Consider the following 26,583-nt stretch of genomic DNA (forward strand, 5'->3'; position numbering starts at 1 on the left):
CCCGAGAAGGACAACGTTTCTACCAAAGACTGGAAAGCTCTGGGCGCGCGGGGCAGGGCCCGTTCAGGCGGCGCTTTCGTCGCGGCTGCCGCGCACGTCCAGCACCATCTGCTCCAGCACGGTGCGGTTGTTGCCGATATGGGCCGGGTTCTCGGGCCGGAAATTGGCCAGCCGCAGCATGGCATGGGCTACCTGCATCGATCCCGCCGTCTCCGCGCCGTCCGGATCGCCGGGCGCCATGTCCAGGTCGATGACGTTGAGGCAGCCGGAATCCTGCTCCCAGCGGCCGATGCCGGCCAGTCCGGCGCCGCAGGCCCAGGCCAGGATATTGCGGTTGGTGCCGCCATGTGCCACCAGCAGCATGTGCGTCCAGCCCGGCGCCGTCGCGAGCGCCAGGAAGGCCGGCATCACCCGGTCCCAGAACTGGCGGTAGGTCTCGCCGCCCTCGGCGAAGGTGCGGTCGGGGTCGGTCGCATTGGCGAAGCTGCTGTTGAACTCCCGCTCCATCCGGTCCCGCGACCAGGCCCTGATGTTGCCGGTGCGCATTTCCTTCAGCCGCTCCACCGGCACCAGGTCGATCTCGCGGCTGCCCAGGACCAGCTCCGCCGTGTGCCGCGTGCGGTGCAGGCCGGTATGGGCCGCATGGTCGAACGGCACGTCGCGCAGCACCTCGCCCATCGCGCGGGCCTGCGCCTCGCCGCGGTTGGTCAGCGGCAGGGTGTCGATATGCGCCGAGGCGCTGGACGGCACCCGGTAGTCCACATCGCCGTGGCGCATCAGGTAGAGCCGCCGGCGCGCCCGGGTTCCGGGCAGCGGGGTGAAGGGCAGGTCTGTCATTCGGGCCTCTCTGCGGCCGGCAGCCAGCGGGGATTGTTGATCGCCAGGGCCTCCCGCAGGGTGCGGCCAAGATGGTCCAGCAGCCGCGGATCGTCCACCGCGATTTCGCCGGCGTCGATCCGTGCGCAGAGGATGCGGTTCAGCGCCACCAGATCCTCTTCCGCCCCGGCGCCGGTCAGCGCATGCAGGCGCGCGCGCTCCTCTGAATCCGCCTGCGGCTTGGTCTGCAGTTCGCGCTGCACCATGGCGAGCAGGCTCATCGCCACCCGGCACTGGAACTGCGGTTCGCCCTGCAGGTCCGGCAGGACTTGTTCCTTCAGCCAGTCGCGCACCACCGCGACCAGGTCCGCCGCCTCCGGCCGGCTGTCTGGCATGCCTCCCCCTCTCTTTCGTGTTCGCCGTGCCTATGCCGCCTGCCCGGTCAGGTCCCGGATCAGGTCGAACAGCGGCTCCTCCGTCCGCCGGCCGATAGCAAAGGCCTCCATCGTGCGCTCGCCGCCATGGCGGCTGGCATGGCTCTCCCCCTTCATCATGCACATGATCGCCCAGCGGACATGGCCGAACACCTCCCAGAAGCGGACGACCTCCGGATCGGCGGGGCGTCCGGCGCCGCGCTCGTAGCCGGCGAACAGGTCCTCCCGGGCGCCGAAGCCGCCCACCGGGCCGTCGCCGCCATAGCGCCAGCTGTTCACGCAGAGCCAGCCCAGATCCTCCATCGGGTCGCCGGTATGGGCCAGTTCCCAGTCCAGCACCGCGGTCACGCCGCCGGGATCGACCATCACGTTGCCGTTGCGATAGTCGCCATGCACCAGGACCGGCGGCTGCGGCGGCGGCAGATGCGCCTCCGCCCATTTCAGGCCGAGGGCGATCGCCGGATGCGGATGGTCGTAATAGTCATAGACGGCGCGGTAGCTGGCCAGGGTCTCGCGCGGGCCGAAGGGTTGCAGGAAGGCCAGCGCCGGGGCCGTGATGTCGACCTGCTGGATGCGGCCGACGATCTCTCCGTACTGGGCGGCCAGGCGCGGGCGCACCCCGGCGAAGTCCGGCGCCGCGACGATCTTGCGCCCCGACGCCTCGCCCGGCACCAGGTCGACCAGATAGCCGCGGCCCAGCCCGTCCTCCGGGGTCAGGGTCGCGCGCAGCGGCGGCACCGGCACGCCGGCGGAAGCCGCGGCCAGCATCACGGCGGCATCCTCGTCGCCGACCACCCGCGGCATGGCGGATTTCGGGTCGTCGGGCGCCCGTGGCGGGTCGACGCTTTGCTGCAGGATCAGCTTCCGCCAGCCCTCCGCGCCCTCGGCCTCCAGGCGCCAGGTCGCCTTCGTTGCGCCGCCGGTCAGGCGCGCCAGGCCGCGAACCTCTCCGCTGCCGCCCAGGGCGCGCCGGCACAGGGCCGGCAGCCGTGCGGCGACATGCGTCGGCGAGGTGATCGTGTCGTCCAGGATGCTCATGCCGCCATCATGCCCATTGTCAGGTGCCTGCTCCCCCTCCCGCCAAAGCCCGTTGGACTCTGGCCCATTGCCACGGCCCGTACTCTGGTCCAAAGGTACGGCCAGAAAAAGGGTCGCAAAGATGGACGAAGGGGAGCGGGAACGCCATGGACTTTACCGTGCCGCAGGAGATCGAGGCCAAGCTGGCCGAGCTGGACGCCTTCATCGCAGCCGAGATCAAGCCGCTGGAGGATGCCAACCCGCAATACTTCGATCACCGGCGCGAGCATGCCCGCACCGACTGGGACAATGACGGCCAGCCCCGCCATGAATGGGAGGAGCTGCTGGCGGAGATGAAGCGCCGCGCCGACAAGGCCGGCCATCTGCGCTTTGCCCTGCCGAAGGAGATCGGCGGCCAGGCGGGCTCCAACCTCGCCATGGCGATGATCCGCGAGCATCTGGCGGCCAAGGGGCTGGGCCTGCACAACGACCTGCAGAACGAAAGCTCCATCGTCGGCAATTTCCCGATCGTCCAGATGTTCTGGAGCTTCGGCACCCAGGCCCAGAAGGACCGCTATGTCGAGGGCATGATCACCGGCGGGGAGCGGATCGGCTTCGGCCTGACGGAGCCGGACCACGGCTCCGACGCCACCTGGATGGAGACGACCGCCCGCCGCGACGGCTCCGACTGGGTGATCAACGGCGCGAAGCGCTTCAACACCGGCCTGCACAACGCGACCGCCGACTTGGTCTTCGCCCGTACCGGCGGCAAGCCGGGCGAGGCGCGCGGCATCACCTGCTTCATCGTGCCCACCGACACGCCCGGCTTCGAGGTCGGCCATATGTGGTGGACCTTCAACATGCCGTCCGACCATCCGGAGGTCTATCTGAAGGATGTCCGGGTGCCGGCCGACGCGATCCTGCATGAGGAGGGCGAGGGGCTGGCCTGCGCGCAGGCCTTCGTGCACGAGAACCGCATCCGGCAGGCGGCATCCAGCCTCGGCGTGGCGCAGTACTGCGTGAACGAGGCGGCGGAATATGCCCGCCAGCGCCTGGTCTGGGGCAAGCCGCTGGCGTCCAACCAGGCGATCCAGTTCCCGCTGGCGGAGCTGCACACCGACTGCGAGATGGTGCGCAACCTGGTCTACAAGACCGCCTGGCACCTGGACCGCGACCATCACATGGCGGTCACCGACCAGGTCGCGATGGCCAACTATCGCGCCAACCGGCTGGCCTGCGAGGCCGCCGACCGCGCGATGCAGGTGCATGGCGGCATCGGCTATACCCGCCACAAGCCGTTCGAGCATATCTACCGCCACCACCGCCGCTACCGCATCACGGAAGGGTCGGAGGAGATCCAGATCCGCAAGGTGGCGGCCGACCTGCTGGGCTATACCGGGCGCAACAAGAAGCCGGGATGACAGGGCGGCCGGGATGACAGAACGGGCGGCCGCCGCGGCAGCCGCCCAGCCCGTTGCCGGAGGTCCCCTGGGCTAGAGCCTTCCCAGGTTTGATGGAAAATCTGTCGTTCTCGGGCTTGACCCGAGAACCCATTCCGCCAGCCGCTGAGAAGCTGCAAAGCTGGCGGAATGGATCCCGGATCAAGTCCGGGATGACGATCGGGGTCGCCCAACCGCTTCCGCCCGAGTTGGGAAAGCTCTAGGACCGTCCCGTCACCAGCACCACCTTGCCGGTGACCTTGCGCGCCTTCATGTCGTTCAGGGCGGTGGCCGCCTGCTCCAGCGGGTAGGTGGCGGAGATGTGCGGCTTCAGGGTGCCGTTGCGCACCATCTCCGCCATCTCGTCCAGGTTCTGGAAGTTCGTCGCCGGGTCGCGCTCGGTGAAGGAACCCCAGAACACGCCGACGATCTGGCAGCCCTTCAGCAGCACCAGGTTCAGCGGGATCTTCGGGATCTCGCCCGCGGCGAAGCCGATCACCAGGTAGCGGCCCTCCCAGGCGATGGAACGCAGCGCCGGCTCGGCATACTTGTCGCCCACGGGATCGTAGATCACGTCGAAGCCGGTCTTGCCGCCCAGTTCCTTGGCGCGGGCGCGCAGGTCCTCGGTCGTGTAGTTGATCACCTCGTCGGCGCCATGCGCCTTGCAGACCTCCAGCTTCTCGTCGGAGGAGGCGGCGGCCACGACCCGGGCGCCGAACGCCTTGCCGATCTCCACCGCCGACAGGCCGACCCCGCCGGAGGCGCCCAGCACCAGCATCGACTCGCCCTTCTTCAGGTCCGCCCGCTGCTTCAGTGCGTGGTAGGAGGTGCCGTAGGTCAGGGTGAAGGCGGCGGCGGTGGGGAAGTCGAAGCCGTCCGGCATCTTCACCACCTTGCGCGCCGGCATCACCAGCTCCTCGGCATAGCCGCCCCAGCCGCACATGCCGATCACCCGGTCGCCGGCCTTGACGTTGGTCACGTCGGAGGCCACCTCCATGACCTCGCCGGAGATCTCGCCGCCGGGCGAGAACGGCAGGTCGGGCTTGAACTGGTACTTGTTCTCGATGATCAGCGTGTCGGGGAAGTTCACGCCGCAGGCATGGACCGCGATGCGCACCTGGCCGGCCTCCAGCGGCGGCGAGGGCACCTCCTCGATCACCAGGCTGTCAGGGGGTCCAAAGCTCTTGCACAGCACTGCCTTCATGGCGCGGTTCCCTCCTCGATTGCGCGAAATACCATTGGATCTCTGATGCGGCTTCTGCAATATCCCATTCCATGACAGAACGCACCCTGCAGCCCGTCGTGATGCGGCCCCAGCAGCCGAAGCGGCTCACCACCGTCAATGTGGAGATGGACGACAAGTGCTTCCTGTTCCCGCAGGGAAAGGCGCTGTCGCATATCGTCTTCAGCTGGCTGCAGGACCGGATCCGGATCGCCGCCGCCTTCCATTACAACCATGCCCGCTCCGACGGCCATGTCGCCGACCTGGAGGTGGAGGAGGCGGTGGAACTGACCCGCTATCTGGTCGACGCCTTCTACCAGTCGCGCACCCAGACCGTGCTGTCGGACCGGGTGAAGGCGACGGTGATCCACCACCCGAACGGCTTCCAGCTCGTCTTCGAGCAGGAGGGCGAGACGCGGGAGATCTATTGCGGCCAGGCCAGCCCGGTGCGCCTCGCCCGCGGCCTGTCGCAGCTGCTGGACGCGAACATCCCGACTGCTGCGAACTAGGGCGCCGCGAACTGACCGGCCCTTGGGCCGGTCATGACGGTGAAGGGGGCAGTGCCACACCTCCCTCTTTCCGTCATCCTCGGGCCTGACCCGAGGATCGCGACGCGCCGTCGACACTGCGCGGCCCGACCGCCGCACCGCCCTGCCATGATCCTCGGGTCAGGCCCGAGGATGACGGAGACGAGCGGCGCGGCGGCAGGTCCGCATCAGGTTTCGCCGAGCCGGCTCAGCGCGGCGCCATGCGGATCGCGCCGTCCAGGCGGATCGTCTCGCCGTTCAGCATCGCGTTCTCCACGATGTGCCGCGCCAGGTCGGCATATTCCGACGGCTCGCCCAGGCGCGACGGGAACGGCACGGAGGCTGCCAGCGACTGCTTCGCCTCGTCCGACAGGGTGTCGAACAGCGGCGTCAGGAACAGGCCCGGCGCGATGGTGTTGACCCGGATGCCGCTTGCCGCCAGGTCGCGGGCGATCGGCAGGGTCATGCCGACCACGCCGCCCTTGGAGGCGGAATAGGCGGCCTGGCCGATCTGGCCGTCATAGGCCGCGACCGAGGCGGTGTTGACGATCACGCCGCGCTCGCCGCCGTCCAGCGGCTCCGCCGCCGACATGCCCGCCGCCGCCTTGGAGATGCAGCGGAAGGTGCCGATCAGGTTGATCTGGATGATCCGCTCGTACATGTCCATCGGGTGCGGCTGGCCGCGGGAGACGGTCTTCACCGCCACGCCGGTGCCGGCGCAGTTGACCAGGATCCGCTCCTGCCCGTGCGCGGCCCGCGCCTTCTCGAAGGCGGCGACGACGCTGTCCTCGTCGGTGACGTTGCAGTTGCAGAAGATGCCGCCGATCTCCTTGGCGACCGCCTCCCCCTTCTCTGCGTTCATGTCGAAGATCGCGACCTTCACGCCGGCCGAGGCCAGCTCCTTCGCGGTGGCCGCACCCAGGCCCGACGCGCCACCGGTGACGATGGCGGCGATGCTGCCGTCCAGCTTCATGCCCTTCTCCTCCAATTCGTGTGTGGATCTCCGGGCAAGACCTGCGGCCGGCAATGGCTGCCCTTCCCGGGATCGCGCCTTTTAGCAGACCTGCCGCGGCAACGGGAACGGGGTCGAAGAGCGGTGCGTTCTGCTGTATTGCGCAGGGTGAAGCCGGCCGGGGCGGCCGGGGGCGGCAGGGATGGAGGAAGCGATGCGGTGGTGCGCGACCTGGGCGGCGGCGCTGCTGCTTGCGGCCTTGCCGGCCGCGGCCGAGACGGCGCCTGAAACGGCAACCGGCATCGTCTTCGCCGATGCCGATGGCGACGGCGTGCAGGGCACCGGGGATGCCGGCCTGGAAGGGGTGCTGGTCTCCAACGGCCGGGATGTGGTGACGACCGGCGCCGACGGCCGCTACAGCCTGCCCGTGGCCGCGCCGGGCGTGGTGTTCGTGATCAAGCCGGCCGCCTTCGACCTGCCGATGGGGGCCGACGGCCTGCCGTCCTTCCACCGCCTGCACGTGCCGGACGGCACGCCGGAGGCGCTGGACCTGACCTATGCCGGCCAGCCGGCGACCGGGCCGCTGCCGGAGCGCATCGACTTCCCGCTGCTGCCGCGACCGGACGGCGCGCCGGAAACCGCCACCGGCATCGTCGCCGCCGACCCGCAGCCGCGCGACCATCGCGAGCTGGACTTCGTCCGCGACAGTTTCCTGCGCAGCGTCACCGGCCTGCCGGCGGACTTCGCCCTGGTCGCCGGCGACATCATGTACGACGACCTGTCGCTGCTGCCGCGCTACCTGTCGCTGCTGGGCGCAACCGGGCAGACCTGGTTCCACGTTCCCGGCAATCACGAACTGAACTTCGAAAGCCCCGACGATTCCCACTCGCTGGAGACCTACCGCGCCTTCTTCGGGCCGCCGGACCATGCCTTCTTCGCCGGCCCGGCGCTGGTGATCGCGCTCGACAATGTCGCCTATGAGGGCGGCGACCCGGCTCGGCCGAAGGGCGCCGGCCGCTATCACGGTGCCGTCGGGCCGGAGCAGCTGGCCTTCGTGACCAACCTGCTGGCCCATGTGCCGCCGGAGATGCCGGTCGTCGTCGCCACCCATATCCCGCTGAAGGCCGACCGGGAGGCGCCGCACCGCTCCACCGCCAACCGGGCGGAGCTGGTCGCCCTGCTCTGCGGGCGACCGCATGTCCTGACCCTGTCGGGGCATCTGCACATGGCGGAGCGCCACCTGCTGGGCGCGGAGGATGGCTGCGCCGAGGCGCCGGTCCCGCACTGGGTGCTGGGCACGGTGTCGGGCAACTGGTGGTCGGGGCCGGAGGATGCCGCAGGCATGCCGGTGGCGCTGCAGATGGACGGCACGCCGCGCGGCTTCTACCTGCTGGCGCTGGGGCCGGACGGCTTTGCGCTGACCTTCGCGCCGCTGGGGGCGATCCCCGGCGCGCCGACGGACGCATTCGGTGCGGTGCGGCTGTTCCTGGCGGAAGAAGGCGGCAATGCCGTGCTCTATGCCAATGTCGCCACCGGCGGGCCGCAGACGGAACTGCGCTACCGCATCGGCGACGGGCCGGAAGTGGCGATGGAGCGGGTGCGCTACCGAGACCCCCTGACGGTCGAGATCTTCTCCCGCCTGGACCTGCCGGACTGGAACCGGCCGCAGCCCAACACCCATCTGTGGCGGGCGGTGCTGCCCGGGGAGGGCTATGGCGAGCTGCCGTTCGGCGCGCATGCGGTCACCGTGACGGCGGCCGATCCGGACCGCCTGCTGGGCGAGGGCCGGCTGCTGCTGGAGAGCCGCAGCGGCCCCTAGCGAAGGCGGCGATTTCCGCGTAACCAGGGGTCCGGACCGGCCCGCAGGCCCGGCAGGACGGCCGGTGCGATACGGGCAGCGTGTTGGGGGAGGAAAGATGTCGGACAGCGTGCTCTACGCGGTCGATGGCGGGGTCGCCACGATCACCCTGAACCGGCCGGACAAGCTGAACAGCTTCAACGAGGAGATGCATGTCGCCCTCGCCGCGGCATTGGAGCGTGCGGAGAGCGACGATGCCGTCCGTGCGGTGCTGCTGACCGGCGCCGGCCGCGCCTTCTGTGCCGGCCAGGATCTGGCCGACAGCGCTGCGGCCGGGGCGGAGATGGATCTGGGCGCCACCATCGACCGGCACTACAACCCGCTGGTGCGGCGCATCCGCGGCCTGGGCAAGCCGGTGGTCTGCGCGGTGAACGGCGTCGCCGCCGGCGCCGGCGCGAATGTGGCCCTGGCCTGCGACATCGTGATCGCCGCGGCCTCCGCGCAGTTCATCCAGGCGTTCTGCCGGATCGGCCTGGTGCCCGACAGCGGCGGCACGTATTTCCTGCCGCATCTGGTGGGCGAGGCGCGGGCCAAGGGGCTGGCGCTGCTGGGCGAGCCGCTCAGCGCGAGCCAGGCGCTGGACTGGGGCCTGATCTGGGCGGTCGCCGCCGACGACGCGCTGGCGGGCGACGCCGCCGCCCTGGCCGGCCGCCTGGCGAAGGCGCCGACCCGCGGCCTGGGTCTGATCAAGCAGGCGCTGCACGCCGCGCCGTCGCAGAGCCTGGACGCGCAGCTGGACATGGAGCGCGACCTGCAGCGCGAGGCCGGCCGGACGGAGGATTTCCGGGAAGGCGTGACGGCCTTCCTGCAGAAGCGCAAGCCCGACTTCAAGGGCCGCTGACCGTGACGGATGTCGATCCGGAGGCACTGGACCCCGATGAGCTGGCGCGGGCCTGCGCCGCGAAGATGGCGGAGACCGATTCCTCGCAAGGGGGAATGGGGATCGAACTGGTGGAGGTCGGCGCCGGACGCTCGGTGCTGCGGATGAAGGTCGCGCCCTGGATGGTGAACGGCTACCTGCTCTGCCATGGCGGGCTGATCTTCACCCTGGCGGATTCCGCCTTCGCCTATGCCTGCAACACCTACAACCGTCAGACCGTGGCGCAGATGTGCAACATCACCTTCGTCGCACCGGCGAAGCAGGGCGACGTGCTGACCGCCCGCGCGCAGGAGAAGGCGCGCTTCGGCCGCTCCGGCGTCTACGACGTGACGGTCACCGACCAGGACGGGCGCACGATCGCGGAGTTCCGCGGCAATTCCCGCAACCTGCCCGGCCCGATCCTGGACGCGCCGGCGGCGGCCGGGACCTGAAGGGAGGGAGGAACGCAATGCTGGACCTGACACCCGACCGCGGCTCCCTGGACCCGATCGAGATCGCCAGCCGCGACGAGATCCAGGCGCTGCAGCTTTCCCGCCTGAAATGGTCGCTGGCCCATGCCTACGAGAATGTCGGCCATTACCGCCGCGCCTTCGATGAAGCCGGCGTGCATCCCGGCGACCTGAAGACCCTGGCCGACCTGGCGCGCTTTCCCTTCACCGCCAAGGACGACCTGCGCCAGAACTATCCCTTCGGCATGTTCGCGGTGCCGCGGGAGCAGGTCAGCCGCGTCCACGCCTCCTCCGGCACCACCGGCAAGCCGACCGTGGTCGGCTACACGGCGGAGGATATCGGCGTCTGGTCGGACCTGATGGCCCGCTCGATCCGCGCCTCCGGCGGCCGGCCCGGCCATATCGTCCATGTCGCCTACGGCTATGGCCTGTTCACCGGCGGCCTGGGCGCCCATTACGGGGCGGAGCGGCTTGGCTGCACCGTGGTGCCGGTCTCCGGCGGCATGACCGAGCGGCAGGTGCAGCTGATCCAGGACTTCCGGCCCGACATCATCATGGTGACGCCGAGCTATATGCTGGCGATCCTGGACGCCTTCCGCGCGCAGGGCGCGGATCCGGCGCAGACCTCGCTGAAGGTCGGCATCTTCGGCGCCGAGCCCTGGACCGAGAGCGTGCGCCAGGAGGTGCAGGCCGCCTTCGACATGCATGCCGTCGACATCTACGGCCTGTCGGAGGTGATGGGCCCCGGGGTCGCCAACGAATGCGTGGAGACCAAGGACGGGCTGCACATCTGGGAGGACCATTTCTACCCGGAGATCGTCGACCCGGCGACGGGAGAGGTGCTGCCCGACGGCGAGATGGGCGAGCTGGTCTTCACCTCGCTGACCAAGCAGGCGATGCCGGTGGTCCGCTACCGCACCCGCGACCTGACCCGGCTGCTGCCGGGCACGGCGCGGTCGCTGCGGCGGATGGAGAAGATCACCGGCCGCAGCGACGACATGATCATCCTGCGCGGGGTGAACGTGTTCCCGACCCAGATCGAGGAGCTGGTGCTGGCGATCGACGGCCTCAGCCCGCACTACCTGATCGAGCTGACCCGCGAGGGCCGGATGGATTCCATGAAGGTGGTGGTGGAGGCCCGCGCCGGCGCCGCCGGCTCCGACGCCCGCCGTGCCGCCGCCGAGCGCCTGTCGGCGCAGGTCAAGGACCGGATCGGCATCAGCGTCGCCGTCGCGGTGGAAGAGCCGGGTACGGTGGAACGCTCGATGGGCAAGGCGAAGCGGGTGGTGGACCTGCGTCCCAGGGGGTGACGGGCGGGGGGCAGAGCGCCTCCGGTTCGGCTGGAAACACGGCGGTCTCGGGCTCGACCCGTCCACGGGCTTCGCCCGTGAAACCCATTCCGGGTGGCCGGTTGAGCGGAGCCGGCAGAAGCAACAAGTCAGGGTGTGGCTGGGCTTGCGGGGCAGGTACAGAAGTTGGGCACGAGAGTCGTTGCCCGTCCCAACTCGTCACCACCGGGCTTGTCCCGGTGGTCTATGGCGCCGGCAGGCTCAATCAGGGCAGGCGTCTATTGAGAGGCGGCACCATGGACTCGCGGGACAAGCCCGCGAGTGACGCCGGTGGGTTACGCGGGCAATCCCTGCCGCGCCATCGCCGCGCTCGACCGGACAGTACTGGCCTATGGCCGGGATGACCAATCGGACGGCAAGACCGCTTCCACCTGTACAGGCAGTGCTCTGGGACCGCCCGTTCAGCCCGGCGCCGGGCCGTCGGCGATGCCGAGGCAGAGGATGTGCCCGTCCGGGTCCCGCAGGTAGAGCTCCCGCATCCCGTACCATTGCGTGACCGGGCCGGTGACCACCGCCTCCGGCGGCACGCGCTGCAGCACCGCGTCGGGATCGAAGCCCTGGAAATAGATCGCCGCGTCGGGGCTGCCCGGCGCCGCCGCATTGTCGGCCACCAGCGCGAAGACCGACAGCTCCGCCGCCAGGCTCTCCGCCGTCTGCAGCATCAGCCGGGCGCCGTTCCAGTCCAGGGTCGCGAAGACGGCGTCGCTGCCGTCGGTTTCCGCCAGCATGCTGCGGTCCGCCGCCACGGCGAAGGAAAGGGTCAGTCCCAGAAAATCCTGGTAGAAGGCCAGGGCACGGGCCATGTCGGCGACCCGCAGGTTCGGCACGATCATCGCGGCCTCCGGCATCGCTCAGTCCTCGACCTGAAGTTCGACGCCGCCCATCGAGCGGCCGTCATGGGCGGTCAGCTGGAAGGTGTAGTGCCGGCCGGCTTCCGCGAACTGGGTGCGGACCATGGAGCCGGTCATCACCAGGCTGCCGGCGGGCAGGGTCTCGCCGCGGCTGCCCAGATGGGCGGCCAGCCAGGACAGGGCCGCCAGCGGATGGCCCAGCACGTCGGCGCCGGCGCCCTGGTCGATCATCGTGCCGTCGATCGCCAGCCGGCCGGTGCAGGCGGCGAGGTCGGGCCAGGCCGCCAGCTCCTCGCCCAGCACGATGCCGGCGTTCCAGCCGTTGTCGGCGATGATGGAGAAGGCGTCGAGCCCGTCGTACGAGGCCGCGCGGTCGTCGATCAGCTCGAAGGCCGGGGCCACCGACGCCACGAGCTCCTCCGCCGCCGCATGCGCCAGGGGACCGGCTTGCGGCGGCAGGTCGCGGGCGGTGCGCAGGCAGATCTCGCATTCCAGCCCTAGGCGGCCATAGGCGCCGCGGGAGAGCCGCGCCGGGCTGTGCGCCACGCCGCCGTCCAGGATCACGCCGGCCAGCGGATGGTCGAGGTTGCAGAACGCCTGCATGCTGGCCGAGGTCAGGCCGATCTTCCAGCCCGCCGGCGCACCGCGGCCGGCGGCGCGGAAGGCGGCCACCACCCGGTCCTGCACCGCATAGGCGAGGTCCAGGTTGGCGCCCGCCTCTGGCGCGTAGCCGGGAAAGGGCCGCGCTGCCGCGTGGTCGGCCACGATCCGTGCCGCCAGGGCCACGGCGTCCGCCTGCTGCTCGGTCATGCATCCTCCTTGAGTCGGCTGCCGCACTCTAGCTCTGTCGCCCGCCGCGATGCCATCGGCCCTGGCGCCTGTCACCTCGCGCGCACCTGGTCCGGCGCCCGCCCGGGCGCGATGCCGCCGGCGCAGAAGATCGCCAGGAAGTGGTCGACGATCCGGTCGAGTTCCACCTCACCCGCATCCGAATACCATTGCGGCATCCAGTTGAAGGCGCCGAACAGGGCGAAGGTGAAGAGACGGGGGTCGGAGACCTGCACGGTGCCGTCCTGGCGCCCGGCCTCGATGATATGCCGGACCCGCAGCTCGAACTCCTTCTTGTAGCGGCGCAGCTTCGCCCTGGCCGGCGGCTTCAGGACATTGTCGGAGACGAAGGCCATGCAATAGCCGAAATCGTCGTTGATGATCCGGGCATAGATCCGGAAATACAGCTTCAGTTTCTGCAGGGCGGTCTCATTGCCCTGCTGCGCGGCGGCGATCCGTTCGTCCAGGTCGTCCAGGGCCGTCTGGGCGATCTGGAACAGGATCTCGTCCTTGTTCCGCACATAGTAGTAGATCGTCGGCTTCGTCACCTGCAGGCGTGCCGCGATCTGGTCGATCGAGGTCTGGTGGTAGCCGCTCTCGGCGAAGGCCCGGGCCGCCGCTTCCAGGATCAGCCGCCGTTTGCGGGCATGCATCTCTTCGCGGTCGTCCGCCTCCCGCCAGGCCTTGGCCGCCATGCGCTTCGGCGCGGCGCGCCTTTCCCCCGCCTGTTTCCCCCCCGCCTGCTTCTCTCCAGCCTGCTTTCCCCGCGCTTTCTTCTCTGCCGGACTGCGCTTCGCCGGCTGGTCCGGCCTGGAGGCGGGGGACAACGTCATGGTTGCACGGATCTCCACGGAAGATGGGGGCGGGCAAGTGGAACCGGACTCATCCGTAGCGCAGGCACTGTCGCATTGCCAGTTTGCCGCGCAGCCGCTTCCAGCCGCTCACCGGGGTAGTGTCTACCTGATAGTCAGTAAAAATATAAAGTCGTTAGACAGAACCTACCATTCGGTATAGATAACCGAACACGTCGGAAGGAGCGCGTAAGCGCCCCGGCAACCGCGACCTCGGGAGGAAGCATGAAACGCGTTCGCAGTGCCATCATCGGCGCCGCCTGTGCCGCCCTGGCGACAGCCGCCATCCACCAGCCGGTCCAGGCCGAAGAGGCCGATGCCTTCAAGATCGGTGCGGTGGTGTCGTTCTCCGGCCCCTACGGAATCATCGGCGAGAGCATGAAGCGGGGCGTGGAGCTGGCCATCGAGCAGCGTGGCGGGACCGTCCTCGGCAAGCCCATCGAAGTGACCTGGGAAGACAGCGAGACCAAGCCGCAGCCGGCGGTGCAGAAGGCCTCGCGCCTGCTGGCCGACGGTGCGCACATGATATTCGGCGCGGTCAGTTCGGCCTCCACCGTGGCGCTGCAGGGCCTGGTGGACCAGCGCAAGGTGCCGCTGCTGGTGACGATTTCTGCGGACGACAAGATCACCCGGTCGGACGGCTCGCGATACACCTTCCGCACCTCCAATACCCTGGGCATGGAACTGCGGATGGCGGTGGAGTTCACCAAGGCGCGCGGCCTGAAGAAGGTCTACGGCGTCGGCGCCGACTATGCGGTGACCCGCGCGGGCTGGGAGTACTACCGCGACCAGATGAAGGAGCTGGGGGTCGAGATCGTGGGCGAGGATTTCCCCGCGCTCGGCAACCGCGACTATTCCGTCATCATCGACAAGATCGCCAACAGCGATGCGGAAGCAGCGGTGCTGATCGTGACCGGCAGCGATGCCGTCACCTTCCTGAAGCAGGCCGCCCAGGCGGGACTGAACAAGGACAAGCTGCTGTTCGGCCCTGTGCTGCAGGACGAGTTGCTGGCCGCCGCGGTCGGGCCGGGCTCGGTCGGTGCGAACTCCGGTGTCCGCTACCATTTCTCCTACGACGTCCCCGCCAACAAGGCTTTCGTGGAGGCCTATCGCGCGAAGTACGGCGAATGGCCGAACAGCTTCGCCGGCGAAGCCTATGACGGCATGAGCTGGTTCCTGGACGTGATCGACGAGACCGGTTCCTGGGACAAGGAGGCCTGGATCGACGCCTTTGCCGGCTCGACGCGGGAGAATTCGCTGGAAGGCACCAAGGTGATGCGGGCCTGCGACCATCAGGCGATGCAGGTCGGCCTCTGGGGCGAGGTGGTGAAGGGAGAGCCGCCGTTGCCGGAGCTGACGATGAAGATCACCGACGTGTTCCAGCCCGATGTGCTGTTCCCGTCCTGCTGACCTGCCATAGCGACGACCGGGCGGCCGGCAATCCTGGCCGCCCGGTCCGCAGCTCCAACCTGATCAGACTGGCGATCCGTGTCCACCATCGTCATCGGCCTCTCCATGGGGCTCCTGCTCTTCCTCCTGGCGGCGGGGCTGACCCTGATCTTCGGCATGCTGCGGGTGATCAACTTCGCCCATGGCTCGCTGTACATGCTGGGCGCCTATCTCGCCTATCAGGCGACCGTCATGACGGGCAGCTTCTGGGTCGGCCTGCTGCTGGCGCCGCTGATCGCCGCCGGTGTCGGCGCGGCGATGGAGCGGGTCGCGCTGCGCCCGGTCTATGACCGCGACCATGTCTACCAGCTGCTGCTGACCTTCGGCTTCATCCTGGTGCTGGAAGAGGCGGTGCGCATCTTCTGGGGGCTGGATTACAAGCAGATGTCGCCGCCGGAGCTGTTCTCGGAGCCCGTCGCGCTGTTCGGTTCCTCCGTGCCGTCCTATCGCCTGTTCATCATCGGCTTCGGGGCACTTGTCTCCGCCGGGCTCTTCCTGCTGCTCGACCGCACCCGCTACGGCATCGTCATCCGCGCCGCCAGCAGCGATCCCGACATGGTGCGCACCCTGGGGATCAGCGTCTCGCGGATGCGGACCCTGGTCTTCGCCTTCGGCGCCGGGCTCGCCGCCCTGGGCGGCGTGGTGGCCGCGCCGCTGCTGCCGATCGAACTGGGCATGGGCTTCAGCGTGATCATCGACTGCTTCATCGTCGTGATCGTCGGCGGGCTGGGCAATATCCGCGGTGCGATCATGGCGGCGCTGCTGATCGGCATGACCCGGGCGATCGGCTATTCCTACGCGCCCGACTGGGTCGACTTCCTGACCTTCGTGCTGCTGATCGCCACCCTGGTCCTGCGGCCGGAAGGGCTTTTCAGCCGCAAGGGGCGCACGGCATGAACGCCTTTCGGCCAGGCCCGGGGGCGGATTCGGGGGCGGCGCCGAGGCGGGCCGCCCTGGTGCCCGCGACCCTCGCCGTCGTCGTCGCGGTGATCGTGCTGTCGCCGCTGTTCCTGCCGGGCAGTCAGGCCCTGCACTTGGTCAACCTGATCCTGATCTGGTCGATCTTCGCCATCGGCTACGACCTGGTGTTCGGCATGGCGGGCATGCTCTCCTTTGGCCATGCCGCCCTGTTCGGCACCGGCGCCTACGCGCTGACCCTGCTGACCACCCGCCTCGGCTGGGACTACCTGCCCGCACTTGGCGCCGCAGGCCTTGTCGGCGGCGCAATGGCACTGCTGTTCAGCTTCTTCGCGATGCGGGTGGCGGGGCTGTTCTTCGCCCTTCTGACCCTGGCCCTGGCGCAGCTGGTCTATATCCTCGCCAGCAGCAAGCTGCGCGACCTGACGGGCGGCGTGGACGGGCTGTCCGGGGTGCCGCGGCCCGACCTGTTCGGCGTCGATTTCTTCGACGACGGCAACTACTACTTCTTCCTGCTGGGAATGTTCCTCCTGGCCGTGGCGGTGGCCGGCATCCTGCGCATATCGCCTTTCGGCCAGGCCCTGCGCGCGATCAAGGCGAACGAGGTGCGGGCCGGGCAGATCGGCTTCAATGTCGGGCACCTGCGCAAGGCGGCGTTCATCGTCTCCGGCATCTATGCCGGAGTCAGTGGCGCGCTGCTGGCCTCCCTGATGTTCTATGTCAGCCCGCAGATGCTGCACTGGACCACCTCCGGCGACGTGGTGATCATGGTGCTGTTGGGCGGCATGGGCACCCTGTTGGGGCCGGTCCTGGGCGTCACCCTGTTCGAAGTGCTGCGGGAATGGCTGTCCACCGCGACCACGCACTGGTACGGCATCCTGGGCCTGGTCTTCATCCTCTGCACGATCTTCCTGCCGCAGGGCCTGGCCGGCCTGGTGCCGCAGCTGCGGCAGCTGGTCGCCAGAAAGGGCCGCCGATGAGCGTGCTGGACAGCGGCGCCGGCACCGCGGCCCTCGCCTGCCGCGATGTGGAGGTCGCCTACGGTGCCTTCAAGGCGATCAGCGGCGTCTCCTGCGACTTCATGCCCGGCCGCCTCTACAGCCTGATCGGCCCCAATGGTGCCGGCAAGACGACCCTGATGAATGCGCTGTCGGGGCGCGCCAGACTGAGCCGCGGACGGGTCGCCCTGGGGGGCCGCGACATCACGGCGCTGCCGCCGCACGCGCGGACCCGCGCCGGGCTGGGCCGCAGCTTCCAGATCACGCAGATCTTTCCCGGCATGACGGTGCTGGAGAACCTGCGACTGGCAGCGCAGGCGCACCGCTATCGCCTGCAGCCTTTCTGGCGGGGTGTCGGCGGTTTCCGCGGCATCGCACTGGAGGCGGAACGGGTGCTGGAGGATATCGGCATGGGGTCGCTCGGCCATGTCGACGCGGCGAACCTGTCGCATGGCGACCAGCGCGCATTGGAGGTCGGGCTGGCTCTGCTCAGTGACCCGAAGGTGCTGCTGCTTGACGAGCCGCTGGCCGGGGTGGGGCATGGCGATGCGGCCCGCGCCGTGGACCTGATACGCCGCGCCGCCAGGGGGCGCACCGTGCTGCTGATCGAGCATAACATGGATGTCGTCATGGATATCTCCGACGAGGTCGTCGTGATGCTCGGCGGGCAGATCCTGGCGGCCGGCCCGCCGGCGACGATCCGCGAGGACGCGCGTGTGCGCAGCGCCTATCTGGGAGACGGCGAATGAGCCTCCTGGAAATGCGGGACTGCGACGTCTTCTACGGCAAGGCGCAGGCGCTGCACGGGGTCACGGTGACCGTGGGTGAGGGCGAGATCGTCTCGCTGATCGGCCGCAACGGCGCCGGCAAGAGCACCCTGATCAAGGCCGCCATCGGCCTGCTGCCCCTGCGCGGCGGCACCCGGCTGTTCGAAGGGGCGGACGAGACCGGCCGCCCGCCGGAGGCGCTGGGCCGTATGGGCATCGCCTTCGTGCCGGAGAACCGACGGATCTTCGCCAGCCTGAGCGTGGAGGAGAATCTGCGGATCGCCACCGTGATGGGCCGCAGGGGGGCCTGGGACCTGAAGCGGATCTACGGCCTGTTTCCGCGCCTGCAGGAGCGGGCGGCCTCTCGTGGTGACACCCTGTCCGGCGGCGAGCAGCAGATGCTGGCGGTCGGCCGCGGTCTCCTCACCAACCCGCGACTGCTGCTGCTGGACGAGCCGACGGAGGGGCTGGCCCCGCTGATCGTGCGCGACCTGGTGGCGGCCATGGCGGAGATCAACCGCGAAGGCGTGGCGATCCTGCTGGTGGAGCAGAACCTGAAGGTGCCGCTGCAGTTGGCGCAGCGCCAGTACGTCATCGACAACGGCCGGATCCAGTGGGAGGGCGGCACCGAGGCGCTGCTGGCGGACCGGACCCGGGTCGAGGCGATGATCAGCCTGTGAGCATCGGAGAAAGCATGACCGAGGTCTATGTCGTGGGCGTGGGGATCACGCCGTTCGGGAAGTTCGCCGACCGGTCCGTCAAGGATCTGACGCGGGACGCGGTCTCGGCGGCACTCGAGGATGCCGGGCTGCGGCGCGACGATATCGAGGCCGCCTATTTCGCCAATGCCGCGCAGGCCGCCGTCGAGGGGCAGTACCTGGTGCCCGGGCAGATCGCCCTCGCCTCGGCCGGGTTCGCCGGCCTGCCGGTGACCAATGTGGAAAATGCCTGCGCCAGCGCCAGCACGGCGCTGAACGCCGCATGCACCTTCGTGGCATCCGGCCAGGGCGAGGTCGCGCTGGCGGTGGGGGTGGACAAGATGAATTCCGCGGACCGCGCACGCTCCTTCGCCGTTTTCGACGGCGGTTGGGACGTTCACGAAGCGGAACAGACGATCGCCCGCCTGACGGCGCTGGGCCGCGATCTGCCGCTGCCGCCCGGCGCCGGCGGGACAGACGGCCAGCGCAGCGTCTTCATGGACGTCTATGCGGCACTTGCCCGCCATCACATGAAGCATTTCGGGCTGAGCCAGGAAGAGATCGCCATCGCCTCCGCCAAGAACCATACCCATTCCCAGCATAATCCGAATGCCCAGTACCGCCGGCCGATGACGGCGGCGGAGGTTCTGGCGGATCGCGAGATCTGCTGGCCGCTGACCCTGGCGATGTGCGCGCCGATCAGCGACGGCGGTGCGGCGGCGATCGTCTGCTCCGCGGCGAAGGCCAGGGCGCTGGGACTCGACCGCGCGGTGCGGGTGGCCGCGTCCGTCCTGCGCTCCGGCAGCGGCCGCGGGCCGGAGGAATTCGACCGCCACATCACCCGTCTGGCTGCCCACACCGCCTACGACAAGGCGGGGCTGGGGCCGGAGGACATGGATGTGGCGGAGGTGCACGACGCCAGCGCCTTCGCGGAAATCCTGCAGCTGGAATCGCTCGGCTTCTGCGGCATCGGCGAGGGCGGCCGGCTGACCGCCGAAGGCGCCACCGCCATCGGCGGCCGGATCCCGGTGAACCCTTCCGGCGGACTGGAGTGCCGCGGCCACCCGATCGGCGCCACCGGACTGGCGCAGGTACACGAGCTGGTGACCCAGCTGCGCGGCGAAGCCGGCCCCCGCCAGGTCGAAGGCGCCCGAACCGCGATCGCGGAAAATGGCGGCGGCTTTGCCGGCTACGAGGAGGCCGCCGCCTGCATCACCATCCTGCAACGGGGCTGAGGCGGAGGGATCACCATGCGTCTGATCGACTTCTTCGACCGTGGCGTGTCGCTGGACCCGGGCCGGGTCTGCCTGAAGGACAGCCAGGTCAGCCGCAGCTATGCCGAGGTGCAGCGCCAGAGCTGCCGCATCGGCAATGCGCTGATCCGCGACGGGCTGCGGCCGCAGGCCAAGGCGGCGGTCTACAGCGGCAACGGCGCGGCCGCCTTCGAATGCGTGCTGGGGATCCTCCGTGCCGGCGGAGTCTGGGCGCCGACCAATGCCCGCAACGCGGTGCCGGAGAACGCCTATATCCTCGACAATTGCGATGTCGAGATCCTGTTCTACCACAGCGACTTCGAGGCGGATGTCGAGGAGCTGGCGGCCCGCTGCCCGAAGATCCGCCTCTATGTCTGTATCGACGCGGGCAGCGGCCGCGGTCCGGCGCTGGCGGACTGGATCGGCGATGCGGCCGATACCGATCCGGACATTCCCGGCGACCGCGACACCCTGGCCTCGATCTTCTCCTCCGGCGGGACCACGGGTCGGCCGAAAGGGGTGATGTGGACCAACCAGGTCTGGGAGGTGATGCTGGCGAGCTTCTTCACCTGCATGCCCGTGCGCAAGCCGCCGGTGCATCTGGTGGCGGCGCCGATGACCCATGCCGCCGGCGGACTGGCGCTGCTGCTGATGGCCGTGGGCGCGACCCAGGTGATCCTGCCGCGCTTCGATCCGGAGCCGGTCGCCCGCGCGATCCAGGAGGAAGGGGTCACCCACCTGTTCCTGCCGCCGACGGCGATCTACGGCCTGCTCTCCCATCCCGGCATTGCCGACTACGACTTCGGCAGCCTGGAATATTTCATCTATGCCGCCGCGCCGATGTCGGTGGAAAAGCTGAAGCAGTGCCTGGAGGTGTTCGGGCCGGTGATGTGCCAGACCTTCGGCCAGGCGGAAGCGCCGATGCTCTGCACCTACCTGTCGCCGGAGGAGCATCTGGTGGCGGGCGATGCGGAGCGGGAGGGGCGCCTGGCGAGCTGCGGCCGGCCCACCCTCTTTACCCGGGTGGCCATCATGGACGATGACGGGCAACTGCTGCCGCCGGGCGAGCGCGGCGAGATCGTGGTGCGCGGCAACCTGGTGATGCCCGGCTATTACCGGAATCCGGAAGCCACGGCCGAGGTCTCCACCCATGGCTGGCACCATACCGGCGATATCGGCCGGATGGACGAAGACGGTTACCTCTACATCGTCGACCGCAAGAAGGACATGATCATCTCCGGCGGTTTCAACGTCTATCCCAGCGAGATCGAGCAGGTGATCTGGGGCCATGCCGCCGTGCAGGACTGCGCCGTGATCGGCGTGCCCGACGAGAAATGGGGCGAGGCGGTCAAGGCAGTGGTGGAACTGAAGCCGGGCGAGAGCCTGGACGAGGCGGAGGTGATCGCGCTCTGCAAGGCCGCGCTGGGCAGCGTCAAGGCGCCGAAGTCGGTCGAGTTCTGGCCGACCCTGCCGCGCAGCCCCGTCGGCAAGGTGCGCAAGAAGGATATCCGCGAAACCTTCTGGGCTGGGCGCGAGCGGGCGATCTGAGGCTCAGGCACCTGGAGTCACGGCCGGCAGTGCCGCCGGGTCGAGGAAATCGATCCCCTTCACCGTGGCCCAGACAGTGGCCCCGACGAAGGCGAATGTCGCCAGGGCGGCAACCAGGGCGATGCACAGCGCGACCCCATCCTCCTCCAGATAGGCGAAGGACATCAGGACGATGACCAGCGCCGGGACGACATGGCTGAACGGCAGCGGGGAGAGCAGCAGCAGCCCGAGCAGCAGCAGCACGCCGCCGATGATGCGCTTCGTGGCCTCGAACGGCGTGCTCCAGCGCGGACGGATCAGCCGCTCCAGCCAGCGCAGGACCGGCCCGATGCGGGCGATAAGCCAGGCCAGCCGCGCCGTCGACACCGTGCGGCGCGCGATGAAGGCGGGGAAGACCGGCCCGCGGCGCGCCAGGATCATCTGGATCGCCGGGATCGCCAGCAGCAGGCCGATGAAGGTGGAGGCGCCGGGCACCAGGGCCACCAGGCCCATCAGCAGCATGACGATGCCGAAGGAACGGTCCTTCAGGCTGGCAATCAGCCAGCCGACGCTGACCCGCTCCGCCGGCGCGCCGTCCAGCAGCGCGAACAGCACCTCGGAGGTGGGCCGGTGACCCGGTATGTCGGACGCCGCATCCATGCCGGCCAGTCTGGGCCGGCGCCGAAGCGGCGGGCAAGGGTCGCGAGGTCGCGGCTCAGACCTTGTCGAAGTCGACGACGACCGTCTTCGACAGGGCACGGGCCTGGCAGGTCAGGATGAAGCCCTCCTCGACCTCGTGCGGTTCCAGCGAATAGTTCGCCGCCATCTCCACCTCGCCTTCGCGCAGGTGCGCCCGGCAGGTGCAGCAGACGCCGCCCTTGCAGGCGAAGGGCAGGTCCATGCCTTCCGCCAGCGCGGCGTCCAGCAGGGTCGCGTCCGGGTCGGACAGGTCAAAGCGGGTGGCGCGGCCGTCCAGCCAGACGGTGACGTCGGTGCCGCCTGCGGGCGCCGGGCGTTCGGTGCGGCGCGGCGGCGGCGCGGCGGGGCCGGTCAGGAACAGCTCGGCATGGATCCGTTCGTCGGGCACGCCGGCCTCGGCCAGCACGGTCTTCACCTCCTCGATCATGCCGCCGGGGCCGCAGAGGAAGAAGGCGTCGACCGCCTGCGGGTTGATCAGGCCGCGGCAGAAGGCGCGGGCCTTGCCGGCGTCCAGCCGGCCGTTGAACAGCTCGGTGTCCTGCGGCTCGCGGCTGAACAGGTAGAACAGGCTGAGCCGGCCCATGAAGCGGTTCTTCAGGTCCTCCAGCGCCTCGCGGAACATTACCCCGGCGGTGGTGCGGTTGCCGTAGAACAGGGTGAAGCGGCTGTGCGGCTCGGTCGCCAGGGTGGAGCGGATGATCGACAGGATCGGCGTGATGCCGCTGCCGGCGGCGAAGGCGACATAGGTGCGCTGCGCCTCGGGCTCCAGCACGGTGTGGAAACGGCCCGTCGGCTCCAGCACCTGCAGCACGTCGCCCGGCTTCAGCGCCGCGTTCGCCCAGGTCGAAAAGCGGCCGCCGTCCACCTTCTTGATCGCCACCTGCAGCCGGCCCTCGTCGGTGCCGGCGCAGATCGAATAGGTGCGCCGCACATCCTCGCCGTCCAGGTCCGTGCGCAGGGTCAGGTGCTGGCCCTGCACGAAGCGGTAGGCGTCGGCCAGGTCGGCCGGCACGTCGAAGGTGACCCGCACGGCCTCCTCGGTCTCCGGCTCCACCGCGGCGATCGTCAGGGGATGGAACTGCAGCATAAGCGGGCCCCTCGGCTCAGATGCACTTGAAATATTCGAACGGCTCGCGGCAGCCGAGGCAGCGGTACAGCGCCTTGCAGGCGGTGGCGCCGAACTCGCTCAGCTTCTCGGTCTCCGCATGGCCGCAATGGGGGCAGGCGATCTCCGGGTCCAGGCCCAGAAGAGCCGCCTTGCCGGCGGCCTTCTGCGGCGGCGCGATGCCGGCTTCCGTCAGCTTCCGCCGGCCTTCCTCGGTGATCCAGTCGGTGGTCCAGGCCGGCGACAGCACGGTGCGCACCTGCGCGTCCGGCAGGCCGGCGCGGGCGAGCGCGGTCTGCGCCTCGATCTCGATCGCCGCGGTGGCGGGACAGCCGGAATAGGTCGGGGTCAGGGTCACGACGATGCCGCCGTCGCGCTCCGCCACCTCGCGCAGGATGCCCAGTTCGGCGATGGTCAGGGCCGGAATCTCGGGGTCGCGCACCTGCGCCATCGCCGCCTGCGCCCGTTCCAGGGCGCCCGCGCCGGCTGTGGTGGCGGTGGCCATCGGCTTCTACCAGCGGGCGTCCGGATGGGCGCGTGCCAGCACCTGCATCTCCGCCAGGATATAGTCCAGATGCTCGCTGTGGTGGCCGTCGCGGCCGCCCGCCTGCATATAGGCGCCCTGCGGCTTGGCCAGGGTGGCCTCCGCCAGGGCGGCATCCATGAAGCCCTGCCAGGGCGTTTCCAGCGAAGCCGGGTCGGGGGCGATGCCGGCCGCCGCCAGCGCGGCGTCGGTCGCATCGCTGACGAACAGCTCGCCGGTATAGATCCACAGGTCGTCCAGCGCCGCCTGCACCCGGTCGTGGCTCTCCGCCGTGCCGTCGCCCAGCCGGATCATCCAGTCGGTGGAGAACTTCCGGTGGTAGCGGGCCTCCTTCACCGTCTTGGCGGCGATTTCCGCCAGCCGCGGATCGGCGGACCCCGTCAGGGCCGTCGCCAGCTCCAGGTGCCAGGCGTCGAACAGGAACTGGCGCACGATGGTGACGGCGAAATCCTCGTTCGGCTGTTCCACCAGCAGGACGTTGCGGAACTCCGGGGTGTTGCGGAAATAGGCCAGCCGGTCCTCGTCGCGGCCCTTGCCCTCCAGCTCGCCGGCATAGGTCAGCAGCATCCGCGCCTCGCCCAGCAAATCGAGCGCGACGTTGGACAGCGCCAGGTCCAGCTCCAGCTCCGGCGCATGGCCGCACCAGGCGCTGAGCCGCTGCGCCAGGATCAGGCTGGTGTCGCCCAGCCGAAGGGCGAGGGCGATGCGTTCCGCCTTCAGGCGGTCGGCAAGGTCGGTATCGGCCATGTCGAAGGTCCTTTCCGCACCCGCCAGGGGCTCAGATGTTCTTCACCTCGTCGGGGATCCGGTAGAAGGTCGGATGCCGGTAGATCTTGTCCGCCGTCGGCTCGAACAGGGTTTCCTTGTCGCCGGGGTCGGAGGCGGTGATCGACGCCGACGGCACCACCCAGATCGAGACGCCTTCGCCGCGGCGGGTATAGACGTCGCGCGCATTCTCGACCGCCATCTCGGCATCGGCGGCATGCAGGCTGCCGACATGCTTGTGGCTCAACCCGTTGCGGGAGCGGATGAAGACCTCGAACAGCGGCCATTCCTGTGCGGACATGATGGACCTCCCTCAGCCGGCGATCTTCTCGGCGCGGCGGGCGCGCTTCTTCTCGGCATGGGCCAGGGCCGCCTCGCGCACCCAGGCACCGTCGTCATAGGCCCTGCGGCGGGCCTTCATGCGGTCGCGGGCGACCGGGCCGCCGCCCTTCACCACCCGCTTGAATTCGTCCCAGTCGATCGCGCCGAAGCGGTAATGGCCCGCCGCCTCGTCGAAGCGCAGGTCGGGATCCGGCATGGTCAGGCCCAGATACTCGGCCTGCGGCACGGTCACGTCGACGAACTTCTGGCGCAGCTCGTCATTGCCGAACAGCTTGATCTTCCAGGCCATGCCCTGGGCGCCGTGCTGGCTCTCCCCGTCCGGCGGGCCGAACATCATCAGGGACGGCCACCACCAGCGGTCCAGCGCGTCCTGCGCCATCTGCTTCTGCTCGGGCGTGCCGCGGCTGAGCTGCAGCATGATCTCGTAGCCCTGGCGCTGGTGGAAGCTCTCCTCCTTGCAGATGCGCTGCATGGCGCGCGCATAGGGCCCGAAGGAGCAGCGGCAGATCGGCACCTGGTTCATGATCGCCGCACCGTCGACCAGCCAGCCGATCGCGCCGATATCCGCCCAGCTCAGGGTGGGGTAGTTGAAGATCGAGGAATATTTCGCAGCACCCGAGAGCAGCTGCTCGACCATCTCCTGCCGGCTGACCCCAAGGGTCTCCGCCGCGGCATAGAGATAGAGGCCGTGCCCGCCCTCGTCCTGCACCTTGGCCAGCAGCACCGCCTTGCGGCGCAGGCTGGGGGCGCGGCCGATCCAGTTGCCCTCCGGCAGCATGCCGACCACTTCGGAATGGGCGTGCTGGGAGATCTGGCGGACCAGGGTCTTGCGATAGGCCTCCGGCATCCAGTCCACCGGCTCGATCTTCTCGTCGGCATCGATGCGGGCCTGGAACCGCGCCGTGCGCCGTTCCTCCAGGGTCGGGTCCGCCGCTTCGCCGTGAAGCTCGTGGATCTGCGCAGGGGTCATCGATCTTCCTCCCGTTATGCTTCTGATTATGTCACAGAATGAAAGATTTTCAAGACTGAGCGCGTGACATATTGGCGATCGGGCGGAGGTTTATCCGGCCAGCCCGCCGAAGCGTTGACGGAACGCAGCCGAAGGCGCGGGAAGGGGGCCGTCCGGACCGGTCAGCAGCGCATCGATGCCGGCCTCCGCCGCGGGGGCGAGGGCGCGGTAGATCGCCATCGCCCGCTGCCGTGCGGCATGGCCGGGCCAGTCCGCCGGCAGGAAGTCGCTGGGCAGCAGCGGGTCGCGCAGCAGCGCCCGGCGATAATCGTGGATCAGCAGCACCCGGGCCTGCAGGGCGGCGGCGGGATGCGGCAGGCTGGCCGGCGGCTGCGACGGCCCGTCTCCGGCCAGGCTTGCGGCAAGTGCGGCGAAGCGCTCCGCGAAGGCGGCATAGGCCTCCGCCACCCCGTCCAGCGCCCAGCAGCCCTGCGCGGTCAGGTGCAGGGTCTCCGGCAGGGCGTCCTGGCCGCGCCTTCCGTCGATCACCACCGCCCGGCCGGTCAGGTCCAGCACTTCCAGGGCCGCCTGCACGGCACCCTCCGGCGGGTTCGGGTGGAGGAACAGGCCCGGCGCCAGGGCGCCGAAGCCGGCCCAGCCCAGCTCCCGCCGCAGGGCATCGCGGGCCGGGCCGCCATCGGGATAGATCACCACCTGCCAGCGGCCTTCCCATTCCAGTTCGCCGGCATCGTAGATCCGGCGGGTCGCGGCGGCGAAGCGGCGGGCGCCGGGCTCCGTCAGGCCGTAGAAGCTGTTGCGGCCGCGGCGCTGGCCCTGCAGCCAGCCGTCCGCGGCCAGCCGGGAGACCGCCGTGCGGACCTGGCTGTCGTTGATCCCGAACGGCTGCAGGAAACGGATCAGGCTGGCCAGGGAGACGGTGCCGCCGCGGGGCGCCACAACGTCGCCGAAGGTGGTGATGATGAAGGAACCGGCGCGCAGCCGCCCAGAACGCCGCGCGTCCTGCAGCATCACGTCGATCTGTGCGTCGGGCAGCGTGTCGGGCGGCGCTGCCGGCGGCGGCGGGGGGGGGCGGGGG

General features: G+C 69.5%; 28 protein-coding genes. 13 read left to right on the forward strand and 15 right to left on the reverse strand.

The features are described 5' to 3' along the window. Positions 1-63 precede the first annotated feature (63 nt). The 3 genes from ACFOGJ_RS24845 to ACFOGJ_RS24855 are packed head-to-tail and all read right to left on the reverse strand — an operon-like array spanning position 64 to position 2,288. On the reverse strand, positions 64-837 hold the full coding sequence (locus ACFOGJ_RS24845; RefSeq protein ID WP_379905716.1) for a histidine phosphatase family protein: 774 nt from the start codon (positions 835-837) through the stop codon (positions 64-66). After that, positions 834-1,211 carry a DUF6285 domain-containing protein gene (locus tag ACFOGJ_RS24850; protein ID WP_379905717.1) on the reverse strand — a complete coding sequence of 126 codons (378 nt, stop codon included), beginning with the start codon at positions 1,209-1,211 and terminating at the stop codon, positions 834-836. Before ACFOGJ_RS24850 ends, ACFOGJ_RS24845 begins: the two co-directional genes overlap by 4 nt. Positions 1,212-1,241: 30 nt before the next feature. Next, positions 1,242-2,288, reverse strand: coding sequence for a phosphotransferase family protein (locus tag ACFOGJ_RS24855; RefSeq protein WP_379905718.1), 1,047 nt, complete (start codon positions 2,286-2,288; stop codon positions 1,242-1,244). A gap of 146 nt (positions 2,289-2,434) precedes the next feature. Between ACFOGJ_RS24855 and ACFOGJ_RS24860 the strand changes: the two genes are divergently transcribed. Further along, complete coding sequence (locus ACFOGJ_RS24860) at positions 2,435-3,688, forward strand: acyl-CoA dehydrogenase family protein (RefSeq protein ID WP_379905719.1); 1,254 nt, start codon at positions 2,435-2,437, stop codon at positions 3,686-3,688. A gap of 238 nt (positions 3,689-3,926) precedes the next feature. On the opposite strand, the gene ACFOGJ_RS24865 is transcribed toward ACFOGJ_RS24860, so the two are convergent. After that, positions 3,927-4,910 carry an NADPH:quinone oxidoreductase family protein gene (locus ACFOGJ_RS24865; protein ID WP_379905721.1) on the reverse strand — a complete coding sequence of 328 codons (984 nt, stop codon included), beginning with the start codon at positions 4,908-4,910 and terminating at the stop codon, positions 3,927-3,929. 71 nt (positions 4,911-4,981) lie between these two features. Between ACFOGJ_RS24865 and ACFOGJ_RS24870 the strand changes: the two genes are divergently transcribed. Continuing rightward, positions 4,982-5,437 carry a hypothetical protein gene (locus tag ACFOGJ_RS24870; RefSeq protein ID WP_379905723.1) on the forward strand — a complete coding sequence of 152 codons (456 nt, stop codon included), beginning with the start codon at positions 4,982-4,984 and terminating at the stop codon, positions 5,435-5,437. 226 nt (positions 5,438-5,663) lie between these two features. On the opposite strand, the gene ACFOGJ_RS24875 is transcribed toward ACFOGJ_RS24870, so the two are convergent. After that, complete coding sequence (locus tag ACFOGJ_RS24875) at positions 5,664-6,428, reverse strand: 3-hydroxyacyl-CoA dehydrogenase (protein ID WP_379905725.1); 765 nt, start codon at positions 6,426-6,428, stop codon at positions 5,664-5,666. Between the two features lie 193 nt (positions 6,429-6,621). On the opposite strand from ACFOGJ_RS24875, the gene ACFOGJ_RS24880 reads away from it, so the two are divergent. The 4 genes from ACFOGJ_RS24880 to paaK all read left to right on the forward strand — a co-directional run bounded on the left by ACFOGJ_RS24880 (position 6,622) and on the right by paaK (position 10,904). Next, complete coding sequence (locus ACFOGJ_RS24880) at positions 6,622-8,226, forward strand: calcineurin-like phosphoesterase C-terminal domain-containing protein (RefSeq protein WP_379905727.1); 1,605 nt, start codon at positions 6,622-6,624, stop codon at positions 8,224-8,226. 97 nt (positions 8,227-8,323) lie between these two features. Then, positions 8,324-9,106, forward strand: coding sequence for a 2-(1,2-epoxy-1,2-dihydrophenyl)acetyl-CoA isomerase PaaG (gene paaG, locus ACFOGJ_RS24885; RefSeq protein WP_379905729.1), 783 nt, complete (start codon positions 8,324-8,326; stop codon positions 9,104-9,106). A 2-nt stretch (positions 9,107-9,108) separates the two neighbouring features. Beyond that, positions 9,109-9,576 carry a hydroxyphenylacetyl-CoA thioesterase PaaI gene (gene paaI, locus ACFOGJ_RS24890; RefSeq protein ID WP_379905731.1) on the forward strand — a complete coding sequence of 156 codons (468 nt, stop codon included), beginning with the start codon at positions 9,109-9,111 and terminating at the stop codon, positions 9,574-9,576. A gap of 17 nt (positions 9,577-9,593) precedes the next feature. Continuing rightward, a complete protein-coding gene (gene paaK, locus ACFOGJ_RS24895; protein WP_379905733.1) occupies positions 9,594-10,904 on the forward strand; it encodes a phenylacetate--CoA ligase PaaK in 1,311 nt (436 codons plus the stop codon). A 440-nt stretch (positions 10,905-11,344) separates the two neighbouring features. On the opposite strand, the gene ACFOGJ_RS24900 is transcribed toward paaK, so the two are convergent. The 3 genes from ACFOGJ_RS24900 to ACFOGJ_RS24910 form a co-directional block, all read right to left on the reverse strand. Continuing rightward, positions 11,345-11,791, reverse strand: coding sequence for a VOC family protein (locus ACFOGJ_RS24900; protein WP_379905735.1), 447 nt, complete (start codon positions 11,789-11,791; stop codon positions 11,345-11,347). 3 nt (positions 11,792-11,794) lie between these two features. Next, positions 11,795-12,604 (reverse strand): 2-keto-4-pentenoate hydratase, encoded by an 810-nt coding sequence (locus ACFOGJ_RS24905; RefSeq protein ID WP_379905737.1) that lies wholly within the window; start codon positions 12,602-12,604, stop codon positions 11,795-11,797. A 71-nt stretch (positions 12,605-12,675) separates the two neighbouring features. Continuing rightward, positions 12,676-13,317, reverse strand: a complete 642-nt coding sequence (locus ACFOGJ_RS24910; RefSeq protein WP_379905739.1) for a TetR/AcrR family transcriptional regulator — start codon at positions 13,315-13,317, stop codon at positions 12,676-12,678. Positions 13,318-13,698: 381 nt separating this feature from the next. Between ACFOGJ_RS24910 and ACFOGJ_RS24915 the strand changes: the two genes are divergently transcribed. The 7 genes from ACFOGJ_RS24915 (at position 13,699) to ACFOGJ_RS24945 (ending at position 21,104) form a co-directional block, all read left to right on the forward strand. Beyond that, positions 13,699-14,883: an ABC transporter substrate-binding protein gene (locus ACFOGJ_RS24915; protein ID WP_379905741.1), complete on the forward strand. Its 1,185-nt coding sequence runs from the start codon at positions 13,699-13,701 to the stop codon at positions 14,881-14,883. Positions 14,884-14,961: 78 nt separating this feature from the next. Continuing rightward, positions 14,962-15,819: a branched-chain amino acid ABC transporter permease gene (locus ACFOGJ_RS24920; RefSeq protein WP_379905743.1), complete on the forward strand. Its 858-nt coding sequence runs from the start codon at positions 14,962-14,964 to the stop codon at positions 15,817-15,819. 59 nt (positions 15,820-15,878) lie between these two features. Further along, the gene (locus ACFOGJ_RS24925) at positions 15,879-16,820 is read left to right on the forward strand and encodes a branched-chain amino acid ABC transporter permease (protein WP_379905745.1); all 942 of its coding nucleotides are present in this window, start codon (positions 15,879-15,881) and stop codon (positions 16,818-16,820) included. After that, positions 16,817-17,587 (forward strand): ABC transporter ATP-binding protein, encoded by a 771-nt coding sequence (locus ACFOGJ_RS24930; RefSeq protein ID WP_379905747.1) that lies wholly within the window; start codon positions 16,817-16,819, stop codon positions 17,585-17,587. Before ACFOGJ_RS24925 ends, ACFOGJ_RS24930 begins: the two co-directional genes overlap by 4 nt. Continuing rightward, positions 17,584-18,285: an ABC transporter ATP-binding protein gene (locus tag ACFOGJ_RS24935; protein WP_379905749.1), complete on the forward strand. Its 702-nt coding sequence runs from the start codon at positions 17,584-17,586 to the stop codon at positions 18,283-18,285. Before ACFOGJ_RS24930 ends, ACFOGJ_RS24935 begins: the two co-directional genes overlap by 4 nt. A gap of 14 nt (positions 18,286-18,299) precedes the next feature. Further along, entirely contained in the window at positions 18,300-19,538 is a 1,239-nt protein-coding gene (locus ACFOGJ_RS24940; protein ID WP_379905751.1) for a thiolase family protein, read from the forward strand. Positions 19,539-19,553: 15 nt separating this feature from the next. After that, positions 19,554-21,104, forward strand: coding sequence for an acyl-CoA synthetase (locus ACFOGJ_RS24945; RefSeq protein WP_379905753.1), 1,551 nt, complete (start codon positions 19,554-19,556; stop codon positions 21,102-21,104). 3 nt (positions 21,105-21,107) lie between these two features. Here the strand turns inward: ACFOGJ_RS24945 and ACFOGJ_RS24950 are convergent, their stop codons facing one another. The 7 genes from ACFOGJ_RS24950 to paaX form a co-directional block, all read right to left on the reverse strand. Then, positions 21,108-21,743, reverse strand: a complete 636-nt coding sequence (locus ACFOGJ_RS24950; protein ID WP_379905755.1) for an exopolysaccharide biosynthesis protein — start codon at positions 21,741-21,743, stop codon at positions 21,108-21,110. Positions 21,744-21,798: 55 nt separating this feature from the next. Then, entirely contained in the window at positions 21,799-22,869 is a 1,071-nt protein-coding gene (gene paaE / locus ACFOGJ_RS24955) for a 1,2-phenylacetyl-CoA epoxidase subunit PaaE (protein WP_379905757.1), read from the reverse strand. Positions 22,870-22,885: 16 nt separating this feature from the next. After that, positions 22,886-23,392 (reverse strand): 1,2-phenylacetyl-CoA epoxidase subunit PaaD, encoded by a 507-nt coding sequence (gene paaD / locus ACFOGJ_RS24960; protein WP_379905759.1) that lies wholly within the window; start codon positions 23,390-23,392, stop codon positions 22,886-22,888. Between the two features lie 6 nt (positions 23,393-23,398). Next, positions 23,399-24,178: a 1,2-phenylacetyl-CoA epoxidase subunit PaaC gene (gene paaC / locus ACFOGJ_RS24965; protein WP_379905761.1), complete on the reverse strand. Its 780-nt coding sequence runs from the start codon at positions 24,176-24,178 to the stop codon at positions 23,399-23,401. A gap of 31 nt (positions 24,179-24,209) precedes the next feature. Continuing rightward, positions 24,210-24,497, reverse strand: a complete 288-nt coding sequence (gene paaB / locus ACFOGJ_RS24970) for a 1,2-phenylacetyl-CoA epoxidase subunit PaaB (RefSeq protein WP_379905763.1) — start codon at positions 24,495-24,497, stop codon at positions 24,210-24,212. A 12-nt stretch (positions 24,498-24,509) separates the two neighbouring features. Continuing rightward, complete coding sequence (gene paaA, locus ACFOGJ_RS24975; protein WP_379905765.1) at positions 24,510-25,508, reverse strand: 1,2-phenylacetyl-CoA epoxidase subunit PaaA; 999 nt, start codon at positions 25,506-25,508, stop codon at positions 24,510-24,512. Positions 25,509-25,598: 90 nt separating this feature from the next. After that, the coding region (gene paaX / locus ACFOGJ_RS24980; protein ID WP_379905767.1) for a phenylacetic acid degradation operon negative regulatory protein PaaX at positions 25,599-26,583 on the reverse strand (985 nt) is incomplete at its 5' end.

It is taken from the genome of Marinibaculum pumilum (assembly GCF_042646425.1).
Classification (GTDB): domain Bacteria; phylum Pseudomonadota; class Alphaproteobacteria; order Ferrovibrionales; family Ferrovibrionaceae; genus Marinibaculum; species Marinibaculum pumilum.

What these genes read in the sequence shown, in the direction of transcription:
- ACFOGJ_RS24845 (WP_379905716.1), bottom strand. Translation starts at nt 837, where the DNA reads ATGACAGACCTGCCCTTCACCCCGCTGCCCGGAACCCGGGCGCGCCGG.
- ACFOGJ_RS24850 (WP_379905717.1), bottom strand. Translation starts at nt 1,211, where the DNA reads ATGCCAGACAGCCGGCCGGAGGCGGCGGACCTGGTCGCGGTGGTGCGC.
- ACFOGJ_RS24855 (WP_379905718.1), bottom strand. Translation starts at nt 2,288, where the DNA reads ATGAGCATCCTGGACGACACGATCACCTCGCCGACGCATGTCGCCGCA.
- ACFOGJ_RS24860 (WP_379905719.1), top strand. Translation starts at nt 2,435, where the DNA reads ATGGACTTTACCGTGCCGCAGGAGATCGAGGCCAAGCTGGCCGAGCTG.
- ACFOGJ_RS24865 (WP_379905721.1), bottom strand. Translation starts at nt 4,910, where the DNA reads ATGAAGGCAGTGCTGTGCAAGAGCTTTGGACCCCCTGACAGCCTGGTG.
- ACFOGJ_RS24870 (WP_379905723.1), top strand. Translation starts at nt 4,982, where the DNA reads ATGACAGAACGCACCCTGCAGCCCGTCGTGATGCGGCCCCAGCAGCCG.
- ACFOGJ_RS24875 (WP_379905725.1), bottom strand. Translation starts at nt 6,428, where the DNA reads ATGAAGCTGGACGGCAGCATCGCCGCCATCGTCACCGGTGGCGCGTCG.
- ACFOGJ_RS24880 (WP_379905727.1), top strand. Translation starts at nt 6,622, where the DNA reads ATGCGGTGGTGCGCGACCTGGGCGGCGGCGCTGCTGCTTGCGGCCTTG.
- paaG (WP_379905729.1), top strand. Translation starts at nt 8,324, where the DNA reads ATGTCGGACAGCGTGCTCTACGCGGTCGATGGCGGGGTCGCCACGATC.
- paaK (WP_379905733.1), top strand. Translation starts at nt 9,594, where the DNA reads ATGCTGGACCTGACACCCGACCGCGGCTCCCTGGACCCGATCGAGATC.
- ACFOGJ_RS24900 (WP_379905735.1), bottom strand. Translation starts at nt 11,791, where the DNA reads ATGCCGGAGGCCGCGATGATCGTGCCGAACCTGCGGGTCGCCGACATG.
- ACFOGJ_RS24905 (WP_379905737.1), bottom strand. Translation starts at nt 12,604, where the DNA reads ATGACCGAGCAGCAGGCGGACGCCGTGGCCCTGGCGGCACGGATCGTG.
- ACFOGJ_RS24910 (WP_379905739.1), bottom strand. Translation starts at nt 13,317, where the DNA reads ATGGCGGCCAAGGCCTGGCGGGAGGCGGACGACCGCGAAGAGATGCAT.
- ACFOGJ_RS24915 (WP_379905741.1), top strand. Translation starts at nt 13,699, where the DNA reads ATGAAACGCGTTCGCAGTGCCATCATCGGCGCCGCCTGTGCCGCCCTG.
- ACFOGJ_RS24930 (WP_379905747.1), top strand. Translation starts at nt 16,817, where the DNA reads ATGAGCGTGCTGGACAGCGGCGCCGGCACCGCGGCCCTCGCCTGCCGC.
- ACFOGJ_RS24935 (WP_379905749.1), top strand. Translation starts at nt 17,584, where the DNA reads ATGAGCCTCCTGGAAATGCGGGACTGCGACGTCTTCTACGGCAAGGCG.
- ACFOGJ_RS24940 (WP_379905751.1), top strand. Translation starts at nt 18,300, where the DNA reads ATGACCGAGGTCTATGTCGTGGGCGTGGGGATCACGCCGTTCGGGAAG.
- ACFOGJ_RS24945 (WP_379905753.1), top strand. Translation starts at nt 19,554, where the DNA reads ATGCGTCTGATCGACTTCTTCGACCGTGGCGTGTCGCTGGACCCGGGC.
- ACFOGJ_RS24950 (WP_379905755.1), bottom strand. Translation starts at nt 21,743, where the DNA reads ATGGATGCGGCGTCCGACATACCGGGTCACCGGCCCACCTCCGAGGTG.
- paaE (WP_379905757.1), bottom strand. Translation starts at nt 22,869, where the DNA reads ATGCTGCAGTTCCATCCCCTGACGATCGCCGCGGTGGAGCCGGAGACC.
- paaD (WP_379905759.1), bottom strand. Translation starts at nt 23,392, where the DNA reads ATGGCCACCGCCACCACAGCCGGCGCGGGCGCCCTGGAACGGGCGCAG.
- paaC (WP_379905761.1), bottom strand. Translation starts at nt 24,178, where the DNA reads ATGGCCGATACCGACCTTGCCGACCGCCTGAAGGCGGAACGCATCGCC.
- paaB (WP_379905763.1), bottom strand. Translation starts at nt 24,497, where the DNA reads ATGTCCGCACAGGAATGGCCGCTGTTCGAGGTCTTCATCCGCTCCCGC.
- paaA (WP_379905765.1), bottom strand. Translation starts at nt 25,508, where the DNA reads ATGACCCCTGCGCAGATCCACGAGCTTCACGGCGAAGCGGCGGACCCG.